The following is a 26,890-nucleotide window of genomic DNA, read 5'->3' on the forward strand; positions in this document are numbered from 1 at the left end:
CTAGCAGCGGTTGGCATCCCCGCTACGAATGCGGCATCTTCAAAGGCCTCGCTTCATTTGGGCCTTACGTTGGGAACTGATTTTGGGAACAGATTTCATGAGTGCATTGCCAGCAAATGGCCTCGCCGTAAGCCGCGTTGCGATAGGTGGAGATCACGCCGGTTTTTCGATGAAGAATCTCGTTGGTACCTACCTTAAGCAGCTTGGCATCGCGGAAGTGGTGGATTGCGGCCCCGAGGATGAATGCCCCTGTGACTTTCCCGATTTTGCCGAAAAGGTTGCGCGGCTAGTGTTGGCGGGGAAGGTCGATCGAGGGATCCTAATTTGCGGAAGTGGCGTTGGTGTTAGCGTTGCGGCCAACAAAATACCGGGAATTCACGCTAGTATTTGCCATGACACCTACTCCGCCAGGCAGGGGGTTGAGCACGACGACATGAATGTCTTGTGCGTCGGCGCCCGGATCATCGGAGAGGAGCTGGTTAAGGAAATCGTACGATCGTTTTTAACGGCTAAGTACTCGCCGCAACCGAGGCACAAGAAGCGGGTCGATAAAATCGATGATTTGGAGCGACGCGCGATGGCAGGCGAGTTCAACAACTTGCGTGCGGAACCGTCAGCGTCTTAGCCCGCCTTTCTCGGCGCGCTAATTCAAGGGCGTGTTTCGTTTTAACGCGGCGGTCGTTCCCTACAGTTGCCGAGTAGCAGCAACCATCCCGGCGTGCGCACACTGCGATTTAACAGGCCGGTTCGATGGAGGGTTGGGACGAATGCGGTGCGGTGGCCGGAGAATTTGTAGAGGCCAATCTTCCTGCCCCTCTGGCGACTGGTTCAGGAAGTGCCGATGGGGAGCTCAATGCCCTCCTGCTCGAGCTCGCTGGCAGACAAGTGTCCGTGTTGCAATGCCAGCCAGATGAGCAAGCCCTTCTGCGCGTGCATCCGATTGCCGGCTTGATCTACGATAAGACTGTCCGGTCCATCGATGACTTCATCGGTAACTTCTTCCCCCCTCCGAGCTGGCAAACAGTGCAGTAGTTTGCAGCCTGCGGGTGCGTGGGACATCAGTTTCCCGTTGACTTGGTAGGGTGCGAAGGCCTGCTGTCGAGCTTCGGCTTCCGCCTCTTGCCCCATGCTGGTCCATACATCAGTGTAGGCAAAGTCTGCTCCGTGCATGCCGGTTGCGATATCCTCCGTTTGCTCAATGTCCGCGTTCGGGTAACGGTCGCTAATCTCACTCAGGATCTGGGAATCCATGAAGTGAGATTGAGGGCCGAGCAATCGAAATCGCATGCCGACCATAGCGCATGCCAACGCCATGGAGTAAGCGACATTGTTGCCGTCGCCGACGAATGTGACCTGTCTGCCAACCATCGATCCGGTGGCTTGTCGAACCGTCAGCAAGTCCGCTAGCGCCTGGCAGGGGTGCGATTTGTCGGTGAGTCCGTTGATGATCGGAACGCAGTTGAAGCTTGCGAGTTCCAGCAACGATTCGTGGGATTTGGCGCGGCACACCACGTAATCGGTGTACTGGGAAAGCACTTGGATGAAGTCGCTGGTCTTCTCCCGCTTTTGCCATCCAACTTCAGAACCTAAGAACATCGCTGTTCCGCCAAGCTGGCTAATGCCTGCTTCGAAGCTTACGCGCGTTCGTAGACTCGGCTTCTCGAATAGCAACGCCAGCACGCGGCGGGCGAGCCAAGCGGGACGGCGCCCGGACAGCAAGACTCCCTTGACCTGTTCGGAGATCGAAAGGATCGTTTGGAGTTCTTGTTGGCTAATATCAAATAGTGAAAGCAAGTGTCTCACGATGGAATTTCCGTTCTACGACATAGGCTTGCACTCGACCGCCAATCTGTGCGGTGTGTGCAAGGCAATTGAGTACCTGATGATGGATTTAACCGGCTGCAGTGGCTTGCGGATCGCCCGCACTGGCTGCATGCTCCAGAATTACTTGGGTGAGGATCTGCATTCCCTGATCAATTTGGTCAAGTTCAACGTTCATGGCTGGCAGCAACCGGATGACATTCGACTGGGTGCAGTTGACTAACAGTCCCTCCTCCAAGCACTTGGCGACAATCGGTGCGCCTTCGAATTCTAATTCGATACCAATCATCATCCCTGCTTGTCGAATCTCGCGTACATGGTCGCATTGCTCTGACAATGTATTGAGATGTTCAGCAAAGCGTTGGGCACCCTGGTTTGCGCGCTCTAGCAGACCGTCTTGCTCGATCGTCTCTAACATGGCGATTCCGGCAACGGCTGCAATCGGGTTTCCACCAAAAGTGCTGGCATGCATCCCCGGCCGCAGGCTGGAAGCGATCTCACGGTTGGCCAGCATGGCTCCTCCGGCAATTCCGGCGCAGAGTGATTTTGCGAGGGTCATAATATCGGGTTCGACTCCGAAATACTGGTACCCGTACCATTGTCCGGTCCTGCCACAGCCGGTTTGAACCTCATCGAATATCAGCAGCAAATTATGCTTGTCGGCTAGTTCACGAAGACCTTGCAAGTAGTCGGCTCCTGGGATCCGCACGCCACCTTCGCCCTGGATGGGTTCCAGCATAATTGCACACGTTGCGGAGTCGATTCGTTTCTCGACTTCCGCCAAATCGCCGTAGGGAGCATAGGTGAAACCAGCTAGCATGGGCCCCAGTCCGGCGTGGTAGGCCGGTTGGGCTGTAGCCGCCAGGGATCCCATCGTTCGCCCGTGAAAGCCACCTTGAAAAGTAATGATTTTGTAGCGATCGGGGCCATGATGCAGCCTGGCTAGTTTGATGGCGGCTTCATTCGCTTCGGCTCCGCTATTGCAGAAAAACGCCTGTGCGTCGAAAGCGCGTTCAACCAGCATTTGGGCCCACAGACCTTGTGATTCCATGTGCCACGTGTTGGGGACATGGATCAGCTCGGCCACTTGCTGCTGTACCGCCTGGACAACTCTTGGAGGGCAGTGCCCCAGCAGATTGCAGCCCCAACCGGGGAAAAAGTCGAGATATTCGCGGCCCTCGCTATCCCAGATTCGTGAGCCCTCACCACGCACTAAATTGACCGGATAGCGTCGGTAGTTGCCAATGACGTATTGTTCGAAGAGGCGTTGGGTGTCAGCTGAACTCAAGTGTTGTAGCGACATGAAATTTTCACTTGCAATTAAAAAAGGCAGCGCTAAACGGCTGCCAATATGAGGTTGTAGTTACTTGGATCCAACTCGTTTGACGTAATTTCTGGTCCGATTAGTTTACTGGGCTATCGGCAATCACTGCGGGGGGGCTCGTGCGGTGTTGTACCAGCTCGGTTCCGACGCCGCTGGTTGTGTAAATTTCAAGCAACAACGAGTGTCGTAACTTGCCGTCGATGATATGCACCTTCCGCACTCCTCGCTGGAGTGTGGAGATGCAAGCTTCGATCTTGGGGATCATGCCAGCATCAATAATGCCGTCTTTTATCAGCTGCTGCGCTTCGGCGGATGTCAAGGAGTTAATGCGGGTGGCTGGATCCTTCTTGTCACGTCGGACTCCGTTGACGTCGCTGAGGAAAATCAACTTCTCAGCTCCCAAGGCTTCCGCAACGGCCATGGCGGCAGTATCAGCGTTCACGTTGAACTTTTGGCCCGTGCCGTCAATACACATCGAAGGAATGACGGGGACCTGATTGGCGTAGCTTATACTTTCAATAACGGCTCGATCGACGTGAGTCACTTTGCCGACGAACCCTAGGTCAATTTGCTGCCCTCCGTCCTCCAACAGTAGCTTCTCACCCGTCAGGACATTGGTATCCGCTGCAAAGTTCAGGTTGACAGCTCGCCCACCCAATCGCTCGATCTCATCGGTCAGGAACTGGGTGATTTCACCGGCCAAGACTCGCTCCACGATATCCAGCGTCGCTTCGTCTGTGACACGCCGACCGTTGATCCACTGCGATTCCAGCCGGGCCTCTTCCATGGCGCGATTGATGTTCGGACCCCCGCCATGGACAATCACCGGCTTCATACCGACTGTTTCCATGAAGATAACGTCGAGCAAAAGATGCCGGATCGCTTCCGTATCTTCTAGGAGACTACCTCCCAGCTTAATCACGGTCGTCTTGCCACGAAAACGACGGATCCAGCCCATCGCTTCAATTAGAGTATCTGCCTTAGCAATAGCATCTTGCACTTTGAATCATTAACTTTCGCTGGACTGACTAGCGTGCGAATCGCGAACCTTCGCTACCTGATGCGAATTGGCTCGCGGCGGCAGTTTACTTCTGTCCATCAACGCAACGAGGGGCTCGTAGCCAGTTCCTGGCTCGATCCCCCGCGTTGGGTGGCTTAGTAGTTCGCAATTTAGTAAGGGCCCAATGCTAAACCAGAGTTAAGCTTGGCGTCAATCTACTAAGGGACGACAAGGCCGGTTCTTCCAGGAATTTCTCGCGGTCTACTACCTGTATTTCGGAGTGCGTTCACCCCCTGGTTTGCACCGATGAGTCGATTGTGCTGATTGTACCGCTTGGGGAATTCTCCAATAAACGGAATGCTTTACCCCCATAATTGGCCTATGGCCGGTTTTTGCCTAGTTAGACTAGGCTTGCCAGGTTGGCTGTTGTGCGGATTTCTTTCCAAACGCGAGCTCCGGGAGTGCCCTGATGTTTGGCCTCCTTTCAGACGCCAGTGCCTGGCTCAGCACCTGCCCCTGCTTGCTAGAGTTTTACGAGATTTCCCACCATGCCGAGACTTTCTGCTTCCAGAATCTGTCAGCGTTTGACATCCCTTCGTAGGGAGGGGCTTTTCAAAAAAAAGACCCGTAGGGCCGCTTCCCGCGTCACTCGTTTCGAGCAGCTGGAGCATCGGCGAGTTCTGGCGGCAGCGATTTGGCATAACGTTTCCAATCGTTTGAACGTCAATGGAGACAGTGGCGGCTTCGTCAGCCCACTCGATGCGCTGCTGGTGATCAACGAACTCAACGGCCGCAATATCAGCGATCCACTCTCTGGAGTATTGCCCAAACAGGTCGAGAGCACCGACGGCGTGGGCTACTTGGATGTTAGCTGCGACGGCTACGTGGCTCCCATCGATGCGCTGCTGGTGATTGACTACTTGAATGCCCAAGGTTCCGAGGAGCCGCGTGGTGCCCTGGAATTGGGGACGGGCCTCTACCCTGCCCTGGCTTGCTCGCCGCAATTGCAGGAACAGACTCAGTTCGCGACGGAGTTTGTCCGTGAATTCACTCTACCGAACGATTCGACGGCGCTCCGCATCAGCTTTCAAGCCCCCGAGTTTGACTTGGAGAGTCGTCGGAGCATTCGCGATGCGTTTGAAATCGAGGTGACCGACTTCCAAGGTAATCCACTCTCGTTCCCCTATTCCTCCGGTCGTGACGCGGTTTACAACTGGAGCGAAGACTTAGAGCCTGTATTCGGCGCGGGCGTCTCCACGACGACTGAACCGAGTGGGGCAGATTCCACGGCCACGATCAACTTGTCGGGCTTAGCGGCAGGGACGCAAGTTCGCGTAACGACACGGCTGGTGAACAACGATGGTGATGACGATACCAGTACCCTCATTCGTGGTTTTGAATTTGTCGATGCTTTGCTGCCGGCCCCCGAAGGTGTCAGCGCTAGTTCGCAGAGCACCCGTGAGCTTGCTCCGTTAGATTTTTCGAAGTTGCAAGACTTGAGTGGTAGTTTCGCGGCCAGCTACGGCCGGACCAGCCTGGCTGGAGACAACACGGAATTGGTGACCGAGTTGATGGTGACCAACCTCAGCAGTCAGGCTGTCACGGGGCGTTTGTTGGTGGCCATCGATAACGTCTCGGAGCTGGACGTGCATGCCATGCATCCGGATGGCTTTTTGCAAGATGGTCGCCCCTACTTTGACTTGACCTCCGAGATGGATGGTCAGCCGCTGGCTCCTGGTGCCAGCATTCGTTCTCGTGAGATCCGATTTCTGAATGAGAGTGGCGACCGTTTCAGCTACAAGCTGAGTACTCTGGGGACACTCAATGTGGCCCCGAGCGGATTTAGCTCCACCCCCGTCGATTCGATCGAAGCGGGCAACGAGTACCGCTACGCGGCGCACGCCACCGATCCAGACGGTCAGACTCTGACCTATTCGATGCTAGTGGGGCCCGAGAGGGCTACGATCGATCCGGCAACCGGCGTATTGCAGTGGTCCACGGACCAAGCGGACATTGGTTCACATCGTATTACGCTGCGCGCCACCGATCCATTTGGACTGTACGTCGAGCAGAGCTATACCATTACCGTTCATGCGACCTTGCAAAATCGTCCACCGAATTTTGTGAGTGATCCGGTCACCGAGGCGATCGCGTCGAGTGGATTTGAAATCACGACCGTCGCCACAGGAGCCGGACCTGCAGGCGTCTCAGTCATCAATGGCTTCCGCGGTCCAGGGTTGGTGACGCTCAACGCGGGTGATCAGTCACTTTCGCAAATTGATTCACTTGGCAACGATCTCTTTGACTTGCCGATCCGAGTGTCCGTTGGCGAGCCAGCTCCGACTGGTCAAGTGCTGCGTAGCGGCTATAGCGTCGACGTTGGGCTCCCTGCATTCGAGAGCACATTCGATAGGAACGCAATTAGTGGCATGGACCAGGCGGATCTCAATGGCGATGGGACGCTTGATCTGGTGGTCTCAGGTTTAGTATTTGATTGGCTGCCGACGCAAACCTATCAACAGCTGATCAACGTGACGTTGGGCAACCCCGATGGTACGTTCGGCGAAGCGATCACAGTGGGAGAGTTACCGGCAAAGGGTAACTCGAAATACAGCACGCTTCGGGTGGCGGATTTCGACAACGACGGTGACTTCGACATACTCACGACGGATGGTGAGACATCGACGATGCACTTTCTTCGTGGCAATGGGCAGGGGGATTTCGCAGATGCGGTTTCGACAACCTTGACGACGAACCTCTACAACTTTAAGTCAGTGGATCTCGATCAAGACGGCAACCTCGATCTGGTGGGTATGTCGAATACGCAAAAGGAACTCGGCTACATGCTTGGGCGTGGAGACGGCACGTTCGATGACTTTGTGACTGTCTATGGCGATCCTGCCGGTCCACTGATTTCTTCTTATTTTGGGCCAGCACGCAATTACGCGGTCGCGGACATGGATGGCGACGGCGATCGAGATATCGTGTTGGGCGATTTCGGTGAATTAAGCATCACAGTGATGTCCAACGATGGAGCTTTGGGTTTTAGTGTTGCAGCAACGCTGGATGCGGTAAATCCATTCTATCCGTATGCTTCCCCGGGGCCGCCCAAGCAGATGTTTGCCGTTTTCCTTGGTGATTTCAATGGAGACAGCCATGAAGATATCGCCTACGGGTCGCTTTATGGTTCGTCAAGCCGCTCCGGCGGACTAGGAGTCTATCTTGGCGATGGAAGCGGCACGAACTTTACCTATCAAGATGGTGCCGACGCGATCGTCAATTTCCCCGATAATGCGGCGGGCAATGGCGATCCTGTTGATATCGACAACGACGGTGATTTGGACATCGTCGTCGCAAGTAGTCGTGGTGGAACCGGCTCAGCAGGGCAAATGCCGTCGGTGTTGATCAATCGAGGTGACGGCACGTTCACTACCACCAATTTGACACTACCTGCCTTCGGCGAATCGTCGTATGCATTCACAAACAACGAATCAAACGCGAAGGGAGTGCTGGTTGGGGACTACAACCAAGACGGCCTACTGGATATCTCGACCTATCGCAGTCATATCGGCGGCAGTTTCGCAAGCGTCACGGTGATCTTGGCTGATCAGCCAGGTGTCTTCGCCTCGAGTTCTACCCTCCATTCTGACTTCTTAGTAAACAGCCCTAAGGCTTTCTATGAGGCGGGCGACTTCAACAACGACGGAATTGTTGACCTCTGGGCCCCTTCGTATCAGGGCATTTCCCGAACATGGCTAGGACGAGGCCATGGGACATTCGACGATCCTTTTCCTGCGACTCCCTCTATCGGAAACGAATTCCTTACCAGCGGCACTGTCGAGGACTTCAATCAAGACGGAATCCTCGACGTCTTTTGGAACGGACACAATGGAGTTCAGGGTGGTCCCGCTCCTCGTTATCTTGCGGCCCTTGGAAACGGAGATGGCACTTTTGAAATTACCTTCCAAGAGTCCTCCGGTGGTCGCCAGCCTGCTTGGAGCGATTTCAACGGAGATGGCTACCTTGATTTTGCATCCTCGAACACAACGGCAGACGGAGTGCAGGTTTTTCTGTACGACGTGGACAACCCAGGAACATGGGTCTTCGACAACGAGATTTTGTATAGCGACTTAGGCCCGGGAGCTACAGGGCACGGCTATACGATGTCGGTTGACGACTTCGATCAAGACGGCAAATCAGATATTGGAGTGGTTGCGAGACTAACCGACGAACCGTTTCGTCTGGTCGTTTATCCTGGATTGGGCGACGGTACTTTCACCACGCCCGTGAGCACTTTCATTGCCGAAGCTGCGACCGACTACACCAGCACGAGCTGGATGACGACGGGCGATTTCAACGAGGATGGCATCCCCGACGTCGCTGTTTACGAATACTATTCGATCTCGGTGCATCTCGGTGTCGGCGATGGAACATTTGGCCGCACAGATATCTATCCCGCGTGGAGGACCGCGAATTTAGAAACTCAACTGTTTGTGCGTGACATCAACCACGATGGTCACGACGACGTGTTGTTCACCGATGTGCAAGGTTCACAGTCGTTGGGGATCTTGCTCGGCAACGGTGACGGTAGTTTTCAAGATCGGATTGCCTATGACGTGCCTAACAGCTACGGTGCAATCTCGTTTGGCGATTTCGACAACGATGGTCGAGAGGACGTCGTGGCGAACGGTCAAACCCTTGGGAATTTCGCCACCATACTCAATGGTGCCCGTCAGAGGCTAACCGACATCGTTTCAGTCGATCTCAATGGCGATGGAAACGATGATGTCTTGGCGACGAACACCGATAACTCGCGCGTCAAATGGTTTCTCGGTGACAACCTTGGGAATTTGAATCGACAGCCGGATTTGTTTACCGATTTTGGGCCCGTTGCACTGACCGTGTTTGATCTCGACCAGAACGGGGTTACCGAAATCGTTACCGCCAATCGATCCGCTCGTTCGATTTCGATCTTTTCCGGAGGCGTGGATAACTGGACTCGAAATGACATTGCCGTTGGGCGAGCTCCGGTCGATGTATTGAGCGGTTTCGTTAATGATGATGACTCATCCGATTTGTTGGTAATCGATGAAGTAAACAATGCACTTTGGGTTCTTATGGGCAATGGCGACATCACGTTTAATGAGCCAGTCGCGGTTCCACTGGGAGACCGGCCCAACGATTTCCTGCTGGCTGATGTTAGCGCCGATGGAAACAACGATGTCGTGTTGTCGTTGCCCGATTCCAATCGCATCATGATTTTGCCAGGCGATGGTCTCGGAGGATTTGATGCTCCACAATACGTCGCTCTCTCAGGCTCCCCCTCAGCACTGGCCGCCGTTGACTTCAACGATGACGGCAACCTTGACTTGTCGGCAACGCTTGGGGATCTAAATCAGGTAGCGATCATTTACGGACGAGGTGGAAATCAATTTGCTCGCCCTCAGTTGATTACTGTCGGCGACAATCCAGTTGCAATGAGTGCCGAAGATGCCGACGGCGACGGGCGAATTGACTTGATCGTCAGCAATCAAGGCGACGACACCGTGAGTGTCATCTACAACCGGTTTGACCCGAACGAAGTCTATCGCTACGACGCCGATGCCGTCGATCCAGACGGCGATCCGCTAACTTATGCGATCGTCGATGGTCCCGGGGGCTTGATCATCAACGGTGAAACGGGCGCATTGCTGTGGGCGGCTTCTCCCGATCAAGTCGGCGAGCATTCAGTGACCATCTCGGCGGACGATGGGCGTGGAGGTGTTGCCACGCAGACCTACAAAATCGACGTTCAGCCAGCCCGCGAAAATGCGACTCCATTGTTCGCTACTCAAGCTGAAACGACAATTGGAGCCAATGAAGTTTTCACGTATCAAGCAACGGCCCTTGATAGCGATAACGATGCCATACGCTATCGATTGCTGGACGGACCGGCCGGAGCCACCATCGATCCAACAACGGGCTTGGTGACCTGGGACGGTCGCGGTGAAGCACGTAAGTTTACGGAATTCGGCGAAAACGGATCGATCAGAGTCGCTGCGGACGAATCGTACCAAACGCCGAGTGTCACGGTCGACGGTTGGTTCAATATTCACACTCTGACAGCCAGCAATGGCGCAGCCCTGTTATTCTCACAACAAAATGGACCTGGTTACGCGTACTACCTTCGCCTGCTGGGCAACGACCGCATCCAATTCACGTCAAGATTCGACAGCGGCTCGATTGACTATCGCGCGCCGTTCGTTCAGGAAACGGATCGTTGGTATCACATCGCTTTGACGATCGACGACGCCAGCCACACAGCGACCATTTACGTCGATGGTGAGGTAGTCGGCGAAACAGCCCTGCCTTCTTCGATACAGTACGCCAGTGACGATCCTCTCGTGCTCACTGGTGGCCAATCGACGGTGGACAATTTCCGTGTTTGGAGCGTCGCACGATCCCAGGCAGAAATCCAGCAAGGCATGGCCGAGCAATACGATGACAATCCCTTGGTAACGTTGGACTACCGATTCGACAATTCTACTTCCTACAGTGCGTACGACTCATCTCAATATGGAAACGCCGGCTATCTAACCGGAGCAGTTCCTCAGCAGACCGTCGGGCTAACGGTTGCAGGAGAGCGGTCATTCACCATTTCCGTTGAGGATGGACGCGGTGGTTTCGATACGCAGACATTCGTATCGGAAGTCCTTCCTGAACTGCGCGGTAGCATCGTTGGTCACTTGTTCGAAGATCTCAACGGAGACGGTGATCAAGACGATGGGAGTGAGGATACAGTACCAGCCGAGCCATCGCTGGAAAATTGGCATCTGTACATCGACACCAACGGCAATGCTTATCCCGATCCGGGCGAGCTACAAACGCTAACGGATGCGGACGGGAACTATCGCTTCGACGATCTATTGCCGGGCGAGTACCCGGTTCGTGTTTCTCCCGTTGCGGCTTACGAAGTGCCAATTGATGCAACCAATGTGACGGCATCGGCCAACACTGAAACGGCGTTTGACTCGGCCATCGAGCAACTTACGCTCAGCCATGTTCGCGGTCGGCTCGAGACGGCTTCGGGCGACGCGATTGCCTATTGGAAAGCCTTCGCGGACATCGATGGCGATGGTACACGAGGCGAGAACGAACCGCTGGCAACATCGGACCGCAACGGCAACTACGCGCTGACGGGACTCGATGCGGGCAACTACACGATCCGTGCTGATGTGCCGCCGGGGTGGGCGGATGCTGCCGGACGCGATGGACTGACCGTTACGCTAGCCGCCGACGAAGTTCTCTCCGGCAACGATTTTGTACTTCAGCCCACAAACACTTCCGTTACCGGTGGTGTGCATTTCGTCACGACGCCCGGATCGAGCATTGAAGCGCGACAGACTTTCCGTTACGCGTCGGTCGCGATCGGAATCGCTGACGAAGCGATTGTTTATGACTTGTCGTTGGCGCCTGATGGCATGACCATCGATCCAAACAAAGGCCTTGTGGCGTGGCGTCCAACGATCGATCAAGTCGGCGAGCACCTCGTGATCCTCCGCGCGACGAACGCATCGGGGTCTATTTCACTGCATGATTTCTATCTCGACGTTACCGCGCCCAATACGCCGCCCGCGATTGTTGCCCCGTCAAGTGGCATAGGCAGCCTGCCTGTGTTGACATCACTTGCCAATGTCGGTCTCAGCTACGTCTACGACATCATCGCCCAGGATGCCGAATCCACTGAGTTGACCTATGCTTTGACGCAATCGCCCGCTGGGGCAACCATCGACCCTGTATCCGGGCGACTCAATTGGTTGCCCGCAGCTAGCGCCGTCGGTCCACACGATTTTATCGTCGAAGTAACCGACGAAGCCGGCGCAACGACAACTGCTACGTGGACCGTTGACGTACTCGACACGACGCCCACGGTTCTGCCGCTTCGAATCACGCTGCCGCGTTTGACTGCGACGGTCACGGCCGACTACTTCAGTCGCATTTCCGCGACCGACCAGCTTGGCCGCCCAGTGTCCTGGGCCATCATCTCCGGGCCGGAAAGTTTGACGTTGGCAGCCGATGGAACGCTCAATTGGAAGCCCGCAGCAAGTCAGCTGGGCGAGCAGACCGTCGAAGTCACAGCAACCACCGCCGACAACAACACCCAAACGGTTTCGTTGACCATCGAAGTCATTGGTTTTGCATTGAACGCAAGTCCGGACATCGCGTCCGAGCCGATAACATCCGTCGCGTTGGGGCAAGGCTTCGTTTACGACGTGATGGTTTCCGATGCCGACCACGATATCTTCGCCTTTACGCTGCTGGAAGCTCCCGTCGGGATGAGCGTTCATCCAACGCTTGGGACCATTCGCTGGACACCTGCCGCCGATCAGCTTGGCGAGTCGGACGTCCTGATTCAGGTGAGCGATCCGTCGGGAGCGACGGACGAACAAACATTCAAATTGAAAGTCAGTCGCTTCGGCGGACCGCCGCGACTTGTCAGCGTTCCTCTGACAGAAGCGGCTGTCGGAACTGCGTTTCTGTATTCCGTCGGGGCCGTCGATCGTGAAGGAGATCCGTTGACCTATGCGTTGCTGGCCGCTCCGGAAGGCATGACGATCAGCGAAACAACCGGCGAGGTGTCTTGGACTCCAACCGTCGATCAGTTGGGCGAACAAGACCTCGTCATTCAGGTCAGCGACGGCATCGGCGGAGCGGTAACGCAAGCCTTCGTTATCCGTGTTGCTGCCGGGCGAGCCAATTCACCACCGATCATCAGCTCTACCGCTGGTCGCTTCGGATCCGTTGGAACAGCTTATTCGTACACTTTGGCTGCATCCGATCCTGAGTCGACTGCGATCAACTTTAGCGTTGGGCGAGGCCCGGATGGGTTGACCGTTGACGCCTCAGCGGGAGTTGTCACGTGGACGCCCACGGCTGCGCAAGTGGGCCAGCATGTCGTGACACTCATTGCCACCGATGCGGGTGGAGCCAGCGCGGTCGAATCCTACGAGCTGGATATCTTGGCCGCCAACACGGTACCGGTCATCAATAGTTCCGCGCCAGCTGAAGTAGCTGCTGGTGCCGAATTCCGCTATGACGTGTTGGCCAGTGATGCTGATTTAGATCAATTGCTATTCGAGCTTATCGACGCACCCACCGGAGTCACCATCGATCGTTTCGGTCGTGTCCGCTGGCAGACCAAAGTGCCATTGATTGGCTCACACGATTTTAAAGTGCAGGTCAGCGACCCGCGTGGTGGTCAGATCGTACAAGACTTCACCCTCGATGTGATCGAGGACTCGGTTGCCCCAAAGCTGAGTGCGATTGTATTTCCCGGTGAAAGCCCTGTCGGCAACAAGCCATGGGGAACTCAGTTCAGAGTATTTGTACGAGCGATCGATAATGTTGCGATCGCCTCGCTGACACTTAAGGCCAATGGTCAAGATATACCACTGGACGCCGCTGGCACTGCCGAATTTAGATTTGACAAGTGGGGTTTTTCAACCATCACTGCTACGGCAACGGCGATCGACACCAATGGTAACATTACGACGAAGACCAACACATTCGCCTACGACTTTCCTGAAGGTTGGGATGGGCAAGGCGGTGACGAGGTTCCAACGGCGTTGATTACCAGTCCCGCCGACTCGGCGGCAGTGACCGGCATGGTATCCATCGTCGGTACAGCTTCGCACGACGACTTCGCCGCGTACAAACTTTCCTATCGCCACGTCGATGAGTCGTCTTTCACGGAGTTCTTCGAAAGCATCACTCCGGTCACCAATGGCGAGTTAGGCGTGTGGGACACAAGCCTACTTCTGAACGATGAATACGTGATCCGCTTGCAAGTCGTCACCACGGACGCTGTTGTCAACGTCACTGAACATCATGTCGGCTTGGCAGGCGAATTGAAACTCGGCAACTTCCGCTTGAGCTTCACCGACATGGTGATCCCTGTGGCCGGTATTCCGCTTGAGATCACTCGTATCTACGACACGTTGCAAGCAGATCGTGAAGGTGATTTCGGCTACGGCTGGAGACTCGAATACCGCAACACGGACTTGCGAGTCGGTCTACCCAAGAGCGGACTAGAAGACATCGGTATCTACAGCGCCCTGCGCGCTGGCGTCAAAGTCTACTTGAACGTGCCTGGCCAGGGCCGCCAAGGCTTCACGTTCAATCCGGACATCCGGGTGCTACCCGGCTGGGGCGGCAACAATTTGGTCCTAGCACGCCCCAGGTTCACCCCTGATCCTGGCGTCACCAGCACGCTTTCCACCGGCGTGAGCCAATATCTACACGTCAACGAGCAAGGCGAACTCTACGCCCCTGGCGGCATCCCCTACAACCCAGCATCTCCAGATTTCGGAGGTGCCTATGTACTGACGACCCGCGACGGAATTGCGTATCGCGTTGATGGAGCGAGTGGGAAACTGAATTCCGCCACTGACAGAAATGGCAATAGGATCGTTTTCAGTGACAACGAAATTCTTGGTGATGGATTAGGTGTCAACGTAAGAATTGAGCGTGACAGTCGTGGCAGGATCACCAAGATCACGAATCAAGATGATTCTACCCTTCAATATGGCTATGCTGAGGGCAATTTGGTTTCGGCAACAGATGCCAATGGAAACGTTGTCAAGTTTACTTACAACAACGTGGTAGAGCACTACCTCGAAGAAATTGTGGACCCCTTGGACAGGCCAATTACTCGATTGTCGTATGACCAAAACGGTCGAGTAGAACGGATTATTGATGTCAACGGCAACGCAACGACTATCTTGGTGGATCCGGGCAATGCTACCCAGGTCGTAACGGATGCGTTGGGCCAAACGGAATTTTTCGAGTACAACGAGTTTGGTAGTGTTCAAAGCTACGTGGACGGTATTGGGAACGTAACGAGTTACCAGTACGACTCCGGCGGCAGATTGGTTGAAACGACTGACGCACTCGGAAATTCCAGTCGGATTGAGAGAGAGGTTTCCGGTCGACCGATTTCGATAATGCTTCCGAATGGCGCGATGACAGTCTATCAATACGACCATTCTGGAAATCGCACCTCCATTGTCGATCCTCTTGGCAATCGCACGGAAATGCAATACGACGACCGAGGGAATCTAACGTCGATCGCTCAAGAAGATAGAACGCATAGCTTTGCTTACGACAATCGAGGTCGTCTCACGGTTGAAACCGACGCAAGAGGATTTGTGGTTGTTCGGGGATATGATGTTGCAGGGAACGTGGTTGCCCAGACAAACCCTGAAGGGCTCGTCAGCAATATGGTGTATAACTCGCTCGGCCGCGTCACTGCGACTAGCAGTGAAGTGACGCTCGGTGGACAACAAGTTTCCCTCCAAGAAAGCAATGTGTTTGATCGAAATGGGAATCGTATCTTCGCAACCGATGTCTTTGGTGCTAAGACCACATTCGAATACACTGCGAGCAATCAAGTCTCTGCTATCTTGAATGCGGATGGCAATAGATTTGAGTTAAGTGGTTTTGATAATTCGGTGCCTGAGCTGGCGACCACTCCAACAGGTGAGACCGTTTCGACCACGTTTGATGCAATTGGGCAAGCGGTCAGTATGCAAAACACGGTCGGAGGCGCAGAAAGCTATCGGTATGACGCAAGCGGGAATCTTGTGGAGCGGATCCTACCTCCCGCCGTCGATGGTGGCGGTTCAGAGGTGCAGAGATTTCAATACGATGCAGTCGGGAATCTGATAGCGATTGCAGATAGTAGTGGGGGCACTCGCTATGAATACGATACCGTTGGGAATCGTACTTCTCAAATTGATGCTGCAGGCAATCGAACTGCGTTTCGGTATGACCTTGTAGGTCGAATTTCCGAAGTTGTTGACGCCGGTGGCGGGACTGCTCAGATTAATCGGAATGCGTTTGGCGAAATAGAAAGTGTGGTGTACCCAGATGGGGGTGATGTGCAATCTCAGTATGATAAGGGTGGTAATTTAGTTCAGTCGATAGACGCCACGGGCAATGTGCACCGTTTTGAGTACGACGGCGAATCGCGTCTCGTACGGACGATCGGTCCCGATGGCGCGATTAACGAATATGACTACAACGCTTTAGGAGGTTTGGTGCGGCATACCAATCCACTGGGCGAATCGACACTATTCGAGCGTGATGGTGCGGGACGAATCCTCCAGCTGACTATGCCAACTGGCGAGACCAGCGAGTTCCGCTACACCATCGGCGGGCAGCTCGAGTCACGTACGGATTTCGAGGGAATAACCACCTCTTACTCCTACGATCTGGCTGGCAATCTGGATAGGATTCAATCTTCTAACGGTGATAGCTATGCTTACCAGGTATCTGCTGAGGAGAACACGATTGTAGTGGAACACCCCGGCGGGTCGGAGACATACAGATACGACGACCGAAATCGGCTTGTCAGTCATACGAATGCGAATGGGCACGTTGTCAATTACATCTACGACCAAGCGAGTCGAGTCACACGACTTGTAACCGAAACTGGTTTTATTCAATACGAATATAATCTGGATTCCTCGATCGCGTCGGTGAGTGATGGGACGACGACCGTTTCGCTTGACTACGACACGAGGGGCAACCTAATTGCTAAAAAGTTTTCAAGCGGCACCAGCGAGTACAACACATACGATACTAGAAACCGATTGCTAACAAGAAGTGTTGTTAACGGGGAAGGACTTGAAGTCATCAGGCTTTCCCACGAGTACGATAGTTTCGGAAATGTGCTCGTGCGAGAGACTCTCATCGATGGAGAGGCAGCTACGGAAACGTTCGAGTATGACGAAAACGTTTTCCTCATCCGTTGGCAGAGAATAGACAGTGATGGCGTTGAGGGAATTTCTTGGGAGTATGATGACGCGGGGAATCGAGTACGTGAAGTGCGGTCGGATGGTGAGATTGTCGAGTACACCTATGACGAAAGCAACCGACTCGTAGAGCGGCAGGGAGCACACGTCGACAGCTATACGTATAACGAGAACGGTTCGCTTATCCAAACCGAGCGTGACGCACAGCAGTACGAAACCTTTGAATGGAATCCGCTAGGGCAGCTCCTCCTTTACGAACGCCTCGAGCCCGGAAATCAGACCACTATTCAATACGAGTATGACCACGTAGGGAATCGTATCGCGACGACGGTCGATGGCGAACGTTCGGAGCACGTTCATGCATTAGGTGCGGATCTTCCGGTGCTACTTGAGACGCGCGATGCGAATAGCGGTAGGCATACGACCTATGTCGATGCCGGTGGATTGTTGTGGCAGTCTGACGATCAAGGAGCGACGAATTTCTACCATACAGACCTCGTCGACAGCGTAATCGGTCTTACAGACCTCTCAGGTCAGGTGGTCAACCTGTATTCCTATGATCCCTATGGGAACGAATTGGATGCGACCGTGACGCAGCCAAACCCGTTCACCTTCGCCGGTGGCTATCAAGATATCCCTGACGGACCGATCCAGATGAGGGCGAGGCACTACGACCGCAAGACTGGTCGTTTCGTGAGCGTCGACCCCAATAACGGTACAATTGAAGATCCGTTTTCGTTGCACAGATACATTTACGGACGCAACAATCCGGTTGCATTCTCCGATCCGAGCGGTAGGACAACATCATTTACCGAAGTTGCAGTTGCGAGCGGAATTATTGGCGGTCTGGCGGCAATTGGAACCGGAGTTGCTGGTTATGTAACTTCCCGGTATTTCGACACGGTCGATTGGAGCGGGACGAGCTTTGCGGGGACTTTTGACCCGAAGGCGTCTGACATTGCGCCGGGGACAGGACCGATTGGTACGTCAGTGGGTTTACAGTTAAACGTTATGCACACCGAAAACGGACCGAACCCGAATGGTGACAATACGTACGACACTTATGTGCGAGCTGCATCCGGAACAATTATTGCGGGTATTAGTGCTGGTCCCAATTTTTCCTGGCCAGCTAGTTTTACAATTGGCGGATTTGAGGTTTCAGTTGCAAGGTTCTTTGCAACACCGTCCTTTCCATCGTTAGCGCTCGCGGGGCCTTACCTATTAGTTGGTCAGACGACGACAGTTTTGGGAGCGGGTTACACGTTAGGATCAACTTTGATCATGGGGTTCGGGATCGGCAATGCAGATGGCTGGTCTGATGACCTAATAGCGAGCATGTGGTCTCCTGTCGTGCCAACCGGAGGATTCCAGATTTCGATAACTGGAGGAGTTTCCATTCCGCTATACGACAGCAATTTAGATGGGGAGGCGGACTAAGTATTACCAATTGAATTGCGGTCGTATTTTGAGTCGAATTAGGACTGTAGAGATTTGGGGGTGTTCCAGGGGCTTTCGCCGAATTCTTGAGGATTTTGGAGAGCTTGGTTGTCGGCTGTTTATCGTATTGCTGGTGGCGACCCACAGCATAGGTACTGGAAGTAGAGCATGAACAGATGGATTGCCCTGTTTCGAGGCATCAATGTTGGCGGTAAGAATGTTTTGCCGATGAAAAAGCTGGCCACTGATCTTGCTGAGCTAAAACGTCACAATATCAGGACTTACATCCCAAGCGGAAACGTTGTCTTCGACTCGAAAGCAAAGAACGCCTCATCGCTCGCAAAATCAATCCGCAGTCACGTTGAAGTGAAACACGGTTTCGCGCCCCAAGACTTCATTCTTGGAGTGGAGGACTTGCAACAGGCGATCGACGAGAACCCTTTTCCCATAGCGACTTCCGATGCCAAGTCGCTTCTCCTTTTCTTTCTCGAACGCTCCCCGACGAACGTGAGCGTAGAGGCTCTTGATGCAGACAAAACTTCAACTGAGAATTTTCGAATGTCGGACGGCGTCTTCTATCTGCACCCACTGGACGGAATTGAACGATCCAAGTTGGCATCCGCGGTGGAAAAGCATCTCGGTGTCGCAACCACGACTCGCAACTATCGCACGGTGCAAAAAACTCTTGGCGTTGGCATTGGAATGAACAGAATCGTTGAAACGAACGCATAGGATCTAACGTTTGAGGCACAAGTGCCTCATGGTGAAAATTCCCTCAAACTGAAAAACATGCCCATGAATCCTGACGGAACCCTACCGAATGCACTGCCTCCCAGAGATGCGTACCAACGGGGATTGCACCGGACCATGACCCTTGGTGGCCAATATGCAACTCGCAATTACACCATAAAACACCTTCAAGAACTGAAAGGGAAAACCGTTCTCACCGAGACCATGCCTTTTACGACAAGCGAGGCAGCGGCGGCCCAAGAGGCTGGAATCGATACGCTCAAAGTTAAGTTTGATCCAAGCAGTCCGGCCAGTGCCATTGCGATCCGAAACGCAGCGTCTAATACTTTCATGACATTCTGCATCGGGCTGACAAAGGTTGCGACGGTGGAGGAGGCGGTCCGTGCTGGCTTTGACGCGATGGAAGCCGGAGCTGATGGAATCATGTGCCAATGGGGACCAGAATTCATTCGGGCTGTTTCGAGCGTTGGAATTCCCGTGCAAGCTCACGCTGGTTTGGTGCCGCGGTTGAGCACTTGGACTGGCGGACTCAAGGCTGTCGGAAAAACAATTGAAGAGGCAATCTGGATATTCAAACAAATTCAGTCATTCGAGAAAGCAGGAGCTTGGGCCGTCGAAGTCGAAGTTGTACCGGCCGAGCTACTGAAGCAACTTTCCTGTCGCACCGCTCTGGTGACGTCGTCGATTGGTGCGGGCAGTGGCGGCGACATTCAATTCATGTTTGCCGAAGATATCTTGGGCAATCATGCACCTCCCTATCCACGGCACACAAAACAATATCGAAACCTCTTCAAAATGGAGCAGGCAATGCAAGTAGAGCGAATCGAAGGCTTTCGAGACTACATCAGCGACGTCCAGGGGGGCAGATTTCCAGGGCCTGAGCATATCGTCAAAGCTCCTGAAGGACTCATCGAACAGTTTCTTGACGCCGTCGATGGGAACCCGCGCCAGTAAATGGCGCTACCAACAAGGGCGCCGAGTTTCAGTTTTTTTCGAGTTAGAGATGGCATCGCCTAAAACCGTTCTATACATTTATACGGAGTGGACAGGAGACGCCGAAAAGCGTCAAACTCCTCGGCCACTGGCTCCGAAGATATTGGCCCCGAAGGGATTCAGCTAAGGATAAGTAACAGGACTTGAGCCACGATTGCGGGGTGCGAGGAGTGCCATGCGGAGATACTTGTATCGCTCAAACCGCTGGTAGCCGTGCAAGAAAGCTACGACGAGTCGCAGCACTCCATAGCATCGGGGCGTGCCATCGGCCTTTCACCTCCTCGTGCTACCAATGCGGCTGGCGCCAATCGGCGATTGGGAGGGGACATTATGGCAAAAGATGAGCAAATTGAGGCTGCTGAACAGTTGTAGGGCAGCGTCCAGGATTGCTTGCCAGCTGAGTTTGAGCCAGTTGCGACCGTGGTGATCCGAACAATACGGTTACCCTAATAAAGTGGTTACCAGAGGTCCGCTGCGGCGATTTGCCTATACAATCGGGCTCCACGAACGTTTTGGTTTTGAGCTGGTTTTTGCAGGGGGCCACTTTTACTCAATTCGGCCGGTCCATGAAATTATCGCTAGTTTTGCTAACCGTGCACACAAGCAAGCAAATCACGGAGAGACAGTCGTTCTGGAGGATCTAGGTGAGTTCTCGATGCGCGCAGTCGACACGACTTGATCAGGGGTGATGCTTCTCGGTGCGGAGGATATCTACGGCATTCCATCAGTTCGAGCATATCAAATTGCACCTGATCAATCGCATTGGACCAGTGATATTCCAAATCTTGCGATTCCATGGAGTCTTAGAACAGAAACGCTCTGCCGTTGGCTCAAAGACCGCTGGGACTTGCCGTTCAGCGAAGAGTCGATCGCAATTACGAACCTTGACGCTCTTGCAGGCTATTGCATTACCGAAGCGGTTCGATGGGGTAATTCAGAATGGGAATTGTTTTCAGGAGGAGGCGATGAAGTGGCTGAGAGTGAGGCTAGGAAGATTCCGCTCGCTACCTTGTTCGCATTCGATTCTAGCTTGCAACCGGTTACGGAATTGCAGGTGGGGGAAGGGGGCTGGAGAGAGGACATTGGGAGTGAGTTGCAGAGGTGGACTCACGGCGAGAGTTAGGTGCCATGCGATTGTACAGTTGAAGTCCAAAATGGTGGCAAATACCAACGAAAAAAATGCCCGTGACGCCTTTTGCGCCACGAGCATTCCTTGATCTCCAACTGCTTGATCCGCAATGTTGGGATCTAGAATCTCCAGTTTAGACCTAGATCGATACCTTGCATCCAGAAGCTGTCTGAGACGTCGCTGGCTGGTGGTCGGGTGATGACTCCCCCAGCTGTGACTGAGGCGGGATCGAAGGCTCCACCAACTTGGTCGCCAGCCATCGCTACGCTGGACCAGAACATGAAGGTGTATCCGACGGTGAAGTCGAGGTTGTCTCGAACCGCGTACCCCAACTTGATGCCCAGCTCAGGGATGAATGCAAATTCATCTCGGCTTGAACCGTAGGAACTCGGCGAGTAGAAGCCGTCGGCGGTGGGAGTCACTACACTATTGAACTCCTCGGTCCGACTACCGCTGCTGCGACGCGTTTGGTGCATGTTCCCGAAGCTAATCTTCGCCAGTGTTGAGAGGCTGAGCTTGCTGCGTGTAACGCTGCTCAACACCCCAATGTGTCCCCCGTGAAACTCATTCGTGCTCTCGAACAAATCGCTTCCTTGGAAGATGGTACCGTCGGGAATTGCATCGCCGGTGAAGTTGTTGGTCGACGTGTATCCGACGCCCAAAGAATCTTTGAGGCGATTGTAGGTGTATCCCACCAGCAAATCGGCGCGATGGTCATTGGCGCGGCCTAGAAGCAGGTGCAGGGAGCTGTCGGATCCAAACATCTGCAGCTCGGATTCTACAGACGCATTTCCGGTGATTCTACCATTGACGCCGCCGTCAAAGAAAGCGACTTGGAACGCGTCATTGTTGTTGGTCGCAGAGTTGTATACCGGCAGGCCAATGGACGTGGTCGCGTCGCTGTTGGCTGCTTCCGAGGAGGATGTGGTGAAGAGCCCGTAGACACGGCCCGCAACAGCTACCTTTTCACAATCGTCGAGGTACATGCCCCACGAGACGCGATAGCCAGGCTGCAATCCACGGTCACTACCATCATTCCCACCGAACAGAGTGTTGACGCCATTGGCACCCGCAATGGCTTGGACGCCGGTGCCTGCAGTGGTTAGCATGGCGGGGGAGCGGTTCTTTTCGCCAAACCACAGGAGTGCTTCGGTACTGAACCAACCTAGGCTGGAAGAGTTGCTTGCGCTTTGAGTGTAGTGATTTGCACCTGTGCCGTGGCTGGCGGTGGGAGCAAGCATCTTCATGTCAACGATGGTTTCGTTGTCAATGTAGCCTCCCGTGGGAGTCGTCGTGCGAAACTCCGTGGGGCGAACGTCAGGAGTGCTCGCAGCATAGCTGCTGCTGTCTCCGACACTTCGCACGCCGTCACCAACGTGACGACCGGCAGGTGGGGCGGATGGGTAAGTGCCTTGAGCGGCGGCTTGGTTCAAGCCCAAACCGGCTAAGGTTAGCGACAGTACTAAGTTTCGGATTTTCATTTATTTGGTTCTCGCGGACGGATCAAGCGTCAGTGTCGTTAAACGTAGATCGGTCGATAGAGCCAGTACTTCAAGCAAAAAAAGTACATCCGGCACAGTCTCTCTAAACTACCGAGTTTGACATTGCCCTCTTTTCCGGCATAACAGGCCCGATTGCTGACGGTTTCTAGCGGCGGCCGCTCAGTAGTTAGCCCCCAAAAACACCGGTTTGGTTAAACTGAAAGAACGTATTGATAGAATCCAGCCGGCCCTGCCGCTCACTGAATGTGCGTTATGAATCAGAATCCAGTTTCCAACTCATCCGGAACCCGACCTGCGAACGCCAGCGAGGGAAGTGAGTTGCCTGTGATTGCAACATCCACAGGAGAAGCTCCCAATCCGTCACTTTCGGCAATGGCACCGGGAGGCGACGCGATTCCGGAATCGAGTGGCAAGTTACCGAGTCGACCTCGCATTGCCGCCGGTCTGCGGCTTCCCGGCGCCAGCGCCGTGCGCGTGCGTCGCTGGACGGCAACGCTGCGGGAAGTGGCAAATCTTGAGCCCCAGACGCGACGATTCAACAACGAGGAACTGCGCAAGGCGAGTCTTTCACTCCGATTTCGAGCCATGAGTGGGGAGCCCTTGTTAAAGCTGATGCCGGAGGCGTTCGCCTTGGTTCGCGAAGCGGGCCGGCGCGCACTGAACATGCGGCATTTCGATGTCCAGATCGTGGGCGGCGCAGCCCTGTGCGATGGTTGCATCACCGAAATGCAAACCGGAGAGGGAAAGACGTTGACGGCCACCTTGCCCTTGTACCTGCACTCGCTTGCCAATAAGGGGGCACATTTGGCGACCGTCAACGACTATCTGGCAGAACGCGATGCACAATGGATGGAACCGATCTACCAATTGCTAGGACTGACCGTTGGAGTGGTATTGACCGACAGCACTCCGGACCAACGTCGCAAGGCCTATGGCTCTGATGTTACCTACGGAACGGCCAAAGAGTTTGGCTTTGACTTCTTGCGCGATCGCCTACTATTGCGAGCCCAGGGTAGGATGCAAAGCGATTTTTTGGGCGAAGGGAGTTCCGAACGGTGGAGTAGTGGTGGAGATGAACCGGTTCAACGAACCATGCATTTTGCATTGGTGGATGAAGCGGATAGTATCCTGATTGACGAGGCCCGCACGCCGCTGATTATCGGGTCGCTCGGCGATGAATCGAGAGAGATGGTAATTGCTACTTTTCGCTGGGCCGCTGAACAGGCAGAGCGTTTTGAGCGCGAAGAGCACTACACGTTAGAGAATGAAACTAGAAAAGTTGAACTGACCGGTCGAGGCCGTTCTCTAGTTCGAGCGCTGCCACGCGAGGACATCATGCGAGTCGTACCCTTGGTCGATTTGTATGACTACATCGAGCGCGCGATCAAGGTGCATGGAGAGTTTATCCGTGACCGCCAGTACGTCGTCCGCGATGATGAAATTGTCATCGTCGATGAGTTCACAGGTCGACTGGCGGAGGGACGCAAGTGGCGAGATGGGATACACCAAGCGATTGAGGCAAAGGAGAAGATTGAGGTTAGCGTGCCAACCGGGCAAGCTGCGCGGATTACCGTACAAGATCTCTTTCAACGCTACCGCCATTTGGCCGGGATGACGGGGACCGCATCGACGAGTTCACCGGAGTTGGCCAAAATCTACAAAACCCCAGTGGTTATCGTTCCTACCAATCGGCCACCAAGACGTGTCCGTTTGCCAGACCGTGTATTTGGAACGATGGAGCAGAAGTTTGAGGCTATCATTGAGGAAATTAAGCAATACCACGAGCAACAACGGCCCGTCTTGATCGGGACGCGCTCGATCGATAAATCGATGATCCTATCAAAAATGCTCGAAAATTCGGGGATCAAGCATGATGTGCTCAACGCAAACCAGGTGGAACGGGAAGCGGAGATCGTAGCCGAAGCCGGTAAAAAAGGGCGGGTCACGGTGGCGACCAACATGGCGGGGCGTGGTACCGACGTCAAACTCGATCAGGAAGTCCGCGATATTGGAGGGATGCATGTGATCTGTACCGAGTTGCATGATGCAGCTCGTATCGACCGTCAGTTGATTGGACGCTGTGGACGACAGGGAGACCCCGGCTCGTACCGTCAGTACATGTCGTTAGACGATGACATCCTTCGCGGTGGCTATGGCAATCGTCGCGCAGAACAGCTTGCTGAAACAGGGAGAGCTCGCAATGGCCCCTTCCACCGCATGGCGACTCTCGTGCGCCGCGCCCAACGCCGCGTGGAACGAAAGCACTTTCGGGATCGCATGATGCTCTTGCACCATGAACGGGAGCGGACCAAGTTGCAACGCGAAATCGGGCAGGATACCTACTTGGACACGGCAGAATAGGCCCAATGCGTTCTGCCTGATCGCAGCAAACCTCAGACTGCGTGGGGTGAAAGTTTACTTGAGAGCAATGGTTTGCCGTAGAGGCTTCAGAATCCCTTCGACCAAGTAATCATCTGCCATTTGTTCGCAGATTCCGGCTAGGCGGAGCAACTCTTCGCCGAACTTTTCATGGCTCGCCAAACTGTCGTAGCGTCGTACGGTCAGATAGACGCTTAGTGGTTCCTCGGCGTATTCGTCGCTGCGTACCTGATACGCTGTCGTGCGAGACTCAAAGGCCAACCGGCATTGTGTCTTACACTCATCGTCGAGTGCAATTTGGAGGATCGGTTCGTAGCTCAGGATTGAGGTCCCCTTGAGTTCGGAAAAACGCTCCATGGGAGAGATCATGCCAAGTGCTTCTGCCAGGAGTTCGTTGTGATTGCCGCGATAGTTGAAGTCGAAACCCATCGTGATATTTAGCGATTCACAATCCAAATGGCTAATCGACAATTCGTAGGGAATCAACTCCAGGACCATTTGGTGCTGGTCAATTGCACTTGCCAAGGACTCGGGATTCACTGCCCCGCTGCAAACGCGTTTCGGTTCGGTTGAGATCCAGCGGTAGCGTCCTGCTTCCTTCTCCTCTTCCAGACAGAATTCACCATTGTCTCGCGCATAGAAGTTCGACATGCGGGGAAAACGCTTCTGAACCTGTTCAAAGAAATGCAGAATGGCTTCTCTGTTCTGCGGTAATTCCATTTCCGTGCCAAGGTGCATGTTCAAATAGAATTCATCGCACAGAGCACCATACTTATGCATTCAGTGTCCCTTTAAAAGTAGTGTTGAATATGCTGGCAATTGCCAGCGAAACGGCAGAGCAGGGCAGAGCTAAAGCTGCATCACCCCTTAGAATTATGGTTGCAGGATTTGCCTGCGGTATGCACCAAATGTAGATGCTCTACGGTAATACTGCTGGACTCCACCACGAGCTGCGAAAGAGTACTCGCACATTACCCCGTGTTGAATCTTCGAGCCGTGAACGCGTCGTCGAACCTTGAACGTGGCCGTGCATCGCTGACGACCCTACGCTCGGGGACTCGTAACTTCGCCTGCAATAGCCAGGCATCAAACTCCAGTGGAGATGGTGGTACAAGTGCATTGTCAAACCCTAATTCTTAGTGCTGACAATGCACTAGCCTCCTACCTACCTTCGCCATTACGATTTACAGCTTGTAGAAGTATAGGACTGAAGCAAGTCGAATGTCAAAGAGGGCGACGATGTGACAGGGGCAATCCCAACGATGAAAACTTCGCATTTTTTTGTCTATGGTACACTCAAACGGGGCAATTGTCGCGACACATGCTGGCCGTGTGCAGCCATCGACGTTGCTCCAGCTTGGGTGTACGGGGCATTGTACGATGTAGGACCCTATCCTGCCCTATTTGTCGGCAAAGATCGCGTATTAGGAGAAATTTGGACGTTCCAGGACTCTGATTGCGGCCTAGTTACCGAGACGCTCGATGAAATCGAAGGGACGAATCAGGGGGGAGTCGTTAATCTCTACAATCGTGAGGCCGTCACAGCGCATCGATTCGACGAAACCGAATGCCGAGCTTGGATCTATTTTTATGCGAATCTCCAGCAGCGATCCCATTTGCGCTATGTGACTCCCCGGCAACCGCCGCCCCAGTTCGCACTGGCCACTCCCTACGCCTATTGGTGAGGGCTCTTGGAACGCGGAGGGCTGTGCCTGGGGGCCCTGTAGAGCTAGCCAACTGAGCGCGATTTCGCTGGGTCCT

The 26,890-nt window shown here is 54.1% G+C and carries 12 protein-coding genes; 7 read left to right on the forward strand and 5 right to left on the reverse strand.

Annotated features, from left to right (window positions below):
- Nucleotides 1–97: 97 nt before the first annotated feature.
- Complete coding sequence (gene rpiB / locus Q31a_RS12600; RefSeq protein WP_145078088.1) at nt 98–625, forward strand: ribose 5-phosphate isomerase B; 528 nt, start codon at nt 98–100, stop codon at nt 623–625.
- A 203-nt stretch (nt 626–828) separates the two neighbouring features.
- On the opposite strand, the gene argF is transcribed toward rpiB, so the two are convergent.
- The 3 genes from argF to argB form a co-directional block, all read right to left on the reverse strand.
- On the reverse strand, nt 829–1,803 hold the full coding sequence (gene argF / locus Q31a_RS12605; RefSeq protein WP_145078090.1) for an ornithine carbamoyltransferase: 975 nt from the start codon (nt 1,801–1,803) through the stop codon (nt 829–831).
- 88 nt (nt 1,804–1,891) lie between these two features.
- Nucleotides 1,892–3,124, reverse strand: a complete 1,233-nt coding sequence (locus Q31a_RS12610; RefSeq protein ID WP_145078092.1) for an aspartate aminotransferase family protein — start codon at nt 3,122–3,124, stop codon at nt 1,892–1,894.
- Between the two features lie 100 nt (nt 3,125–3,224).
- A complete protein-coding gene (gene argB, locus Q31a_RS12615; RefSeq protein ID WP_145078094.1) occupies nt 3,225–4,145 on the reverse strand; it encodes an acetylglutamate kinase in 921 nt (306 codons plus the stop codon).
- Nucleotides 4,146–4,693: 548 nt separating this feature from the next.
- On the opposite strand from argB, the gene Q31a_RS12620 reads away from it, so the two are divergent.
- The 4 genes from Q31a_RS12620 to Q31a_RS12635 all read left to right on the forward strand — a co-directional run bounded on the left by Q31a_RS12620 (nt 4,694) and on the right by Q31a_RS12635 (nt 21,242).
- Nucleotides 4,694–18,376, forward strand: a complete 13,683-nt coding sequence (locus Q31a_RS12620; RefSeq protein WP_145078096.1) for a putative Ig domain-containing protein — start codon at nt 4,694–4,696, stop codon at nt 18,374–18,376.
- Between the two features lie 168 nt (nt 18,377–18,544).
- Nucleotides 18,545–19,108 carry a DUF1697 domain-containing protein gene (locus Q31a_RS12625; RefSeq protein WP_145078098.1) on the forward strand — a complete coding sequence of 188 codons (564 nt, stop codon included), beginning with the start codon at nt 18,545–18,547 and terminating at the stop codon, nt 19,106–19,108.
- 57 nt (nt 19,109–19,165) lie between these two features.
- Nucleotides 19,166–20,080 carry a 3-methyl-2-oxobutanoate hydroxymethyltransferase gene (locus Q31a_RS12630; protein ID WP_145078100.1) on the forward strand — a complete coding sequence of 305 codons (915 nt, stop codon included), beginning with the start codon at nt 19,166–19,168 and terminating at the stop codon, nt 20,078–20,080.
- Nucleotides 20,081–20,807: 727 nt separating this feature from the next.
- Nucleotides 20,808–21,242, forward strand: a complete 435-nt coding sequence (locus Q31a_RS12635; protein WP_145078102.1) for a hypothetical protein — start codon at nt 20,808–20,810, stop codon at nt 21,240–21,242.
- A gap of 125 nt (nt 21,243–21,367) precedes the next feature.
- On the opposite strand, the gene Q31a_RS12640 is transcribed toward Q31a_RS12635, so the two are convergent.
- Nucleotides 21,368–22,729, reverse strand: a complete 1,362-nt coding sequence (locus Q31a_RS12640; RefSeq protein WP_145078103.1) for a BBP7 family outer membrane beta-barrel protein — start codon at nt 22,727–22,729, stop codon at nt 21,368–21,370.
- Nucleotides 22,730–23,002: 273 nt separating this feature from the next.
- Here Q31a_RS12640 and Q31a_RS12645 point away from each other — a divergent pair, with 273 nt between their 5' ends.
- Nucleotides 23,003–25,111: a preprotein translocase subunit SecA gene (locus Q31a_RS12645; RefSeq protein ID WP_231691175.1), complete on the forward strand. Its 2,109-nt coding sequence runs from the start codon at nt 23,003–23,005 to the stop codon at nt 25,109–25,111.
- A gap of 54 nt (nt 25,112–25,165) precedes the next feature.
- On the opposite strand, the gene Q31a_RS12650 is transcribed toward Q31a_RS12645, so the two are convergent.
- Nucleotides 25,166–25,909 (reverse strand): hypothetical protein, encoded by a 744-nt coding sequence (locus Q31a_RS12650; protein WP_145078108.1) that lies wholly within the window; start codon nt 25,907–25,909, stop codon nt 25,166–25,168.
- Nucleotides 25,910–26,391: 482 nt separating this feature from the next.
- On the opposite strand from Q31a_RS12650, the gene Q31a_RS12655 reads away from it, so the two are divergent.
- Nucleotides 26,392–26,814, forward strand: coding sequence for a gamma-glutamylcyclotransferase family protein (locus Q31a_RS12655; RefSeq protein ID WP_145078110.1), 423 nt, complete (start codon nt 26,392–26,394; stop codon nt 26,812–26,814).
- The last annotated feature ends 76 nt before the right edge of the window (nt 26,815–26,890 follow it).

This window comes from Aureliella helgolandensis, assembly GCF_007752135.1.
Taxonomy (GTDB): Bacteria; Planctomycetota; Planctomycetia; order Pirellulales; family Pirellulaceae; genus Aureliella; species Aureliella helgolandensis.

Bases quoted from the DNA above. Each gene is read 5' to 3' on its own strand.
- Q31a_RS12650 (WP_145078108.1), bottom strand. From the start codon at position 25,909: ATGCATAAGTATGGTGCTCTGTGCGATGAATTCTATTTGAACATGCAC.
- Q31a_RS12645 (WP_231691175.1), top strand. From the start codon at position 23,003: ATGAATCAGAATCCAGTTTCCAACTCATCCGGAACCCGACCTGCGAAC.
- Q31a_RS12625 (WP_145078098.1), top strand. From the start codon at position 18,545: ATGAACAGATGGATTGCCCTGTTTCGAGGCATCAATGTTGGCGGTAAG.
- Q31a_RS12640 (WP_145078103.1), bottom strand. From the start codon at position 22,729: ATGAAAATCCGAAACTTAGTACTGTCGCTAACCTTAGCCGGTTTGGGC.
- Q31a_RS12630 (WP_145078100.1), top strand. From the start codon at position 19,166: ATGCCCATGAATCCTGACGGAACCCTACCGAATGCACTGCCTCCCAGA.
- Q31a_RS12620 (WP_145078096.1), top strand. From the start codon at position 4,694: ATGCCGAGACTTTCTGCTTCCAGAATCTGTCAGCGTTTGACATCCCTT.
- Q31a_RS12635 (WP_145078102.1), top strand. From the start codon at position 20,808: ATGCTTCTCGGTGCGGAGGATATCTACGGCATTCCATCAGTTCGAGCA.
- Q31a_RS12655 (WP_145078110.1), top strand. From the start codon at position 26,392: ATGAAAACTTCGCATTTTTTTGTCTATGGTACACTCAAACGGGGCAAT.
- Q31a_RS12610 (WP_145078092.1), bottom strand. From the start codon at position 3,124: ATGTCGCTACAACACTTGAGTTCAGCTGACACCCAACGCCTCTTCGAA.
- rpiB (WP_145078088.1), top strand. From the start codon at position 98: ATGAGTGCATTGCCAGCAAATGGCCTCGCCGTAAGCCGCGTTGCGATA.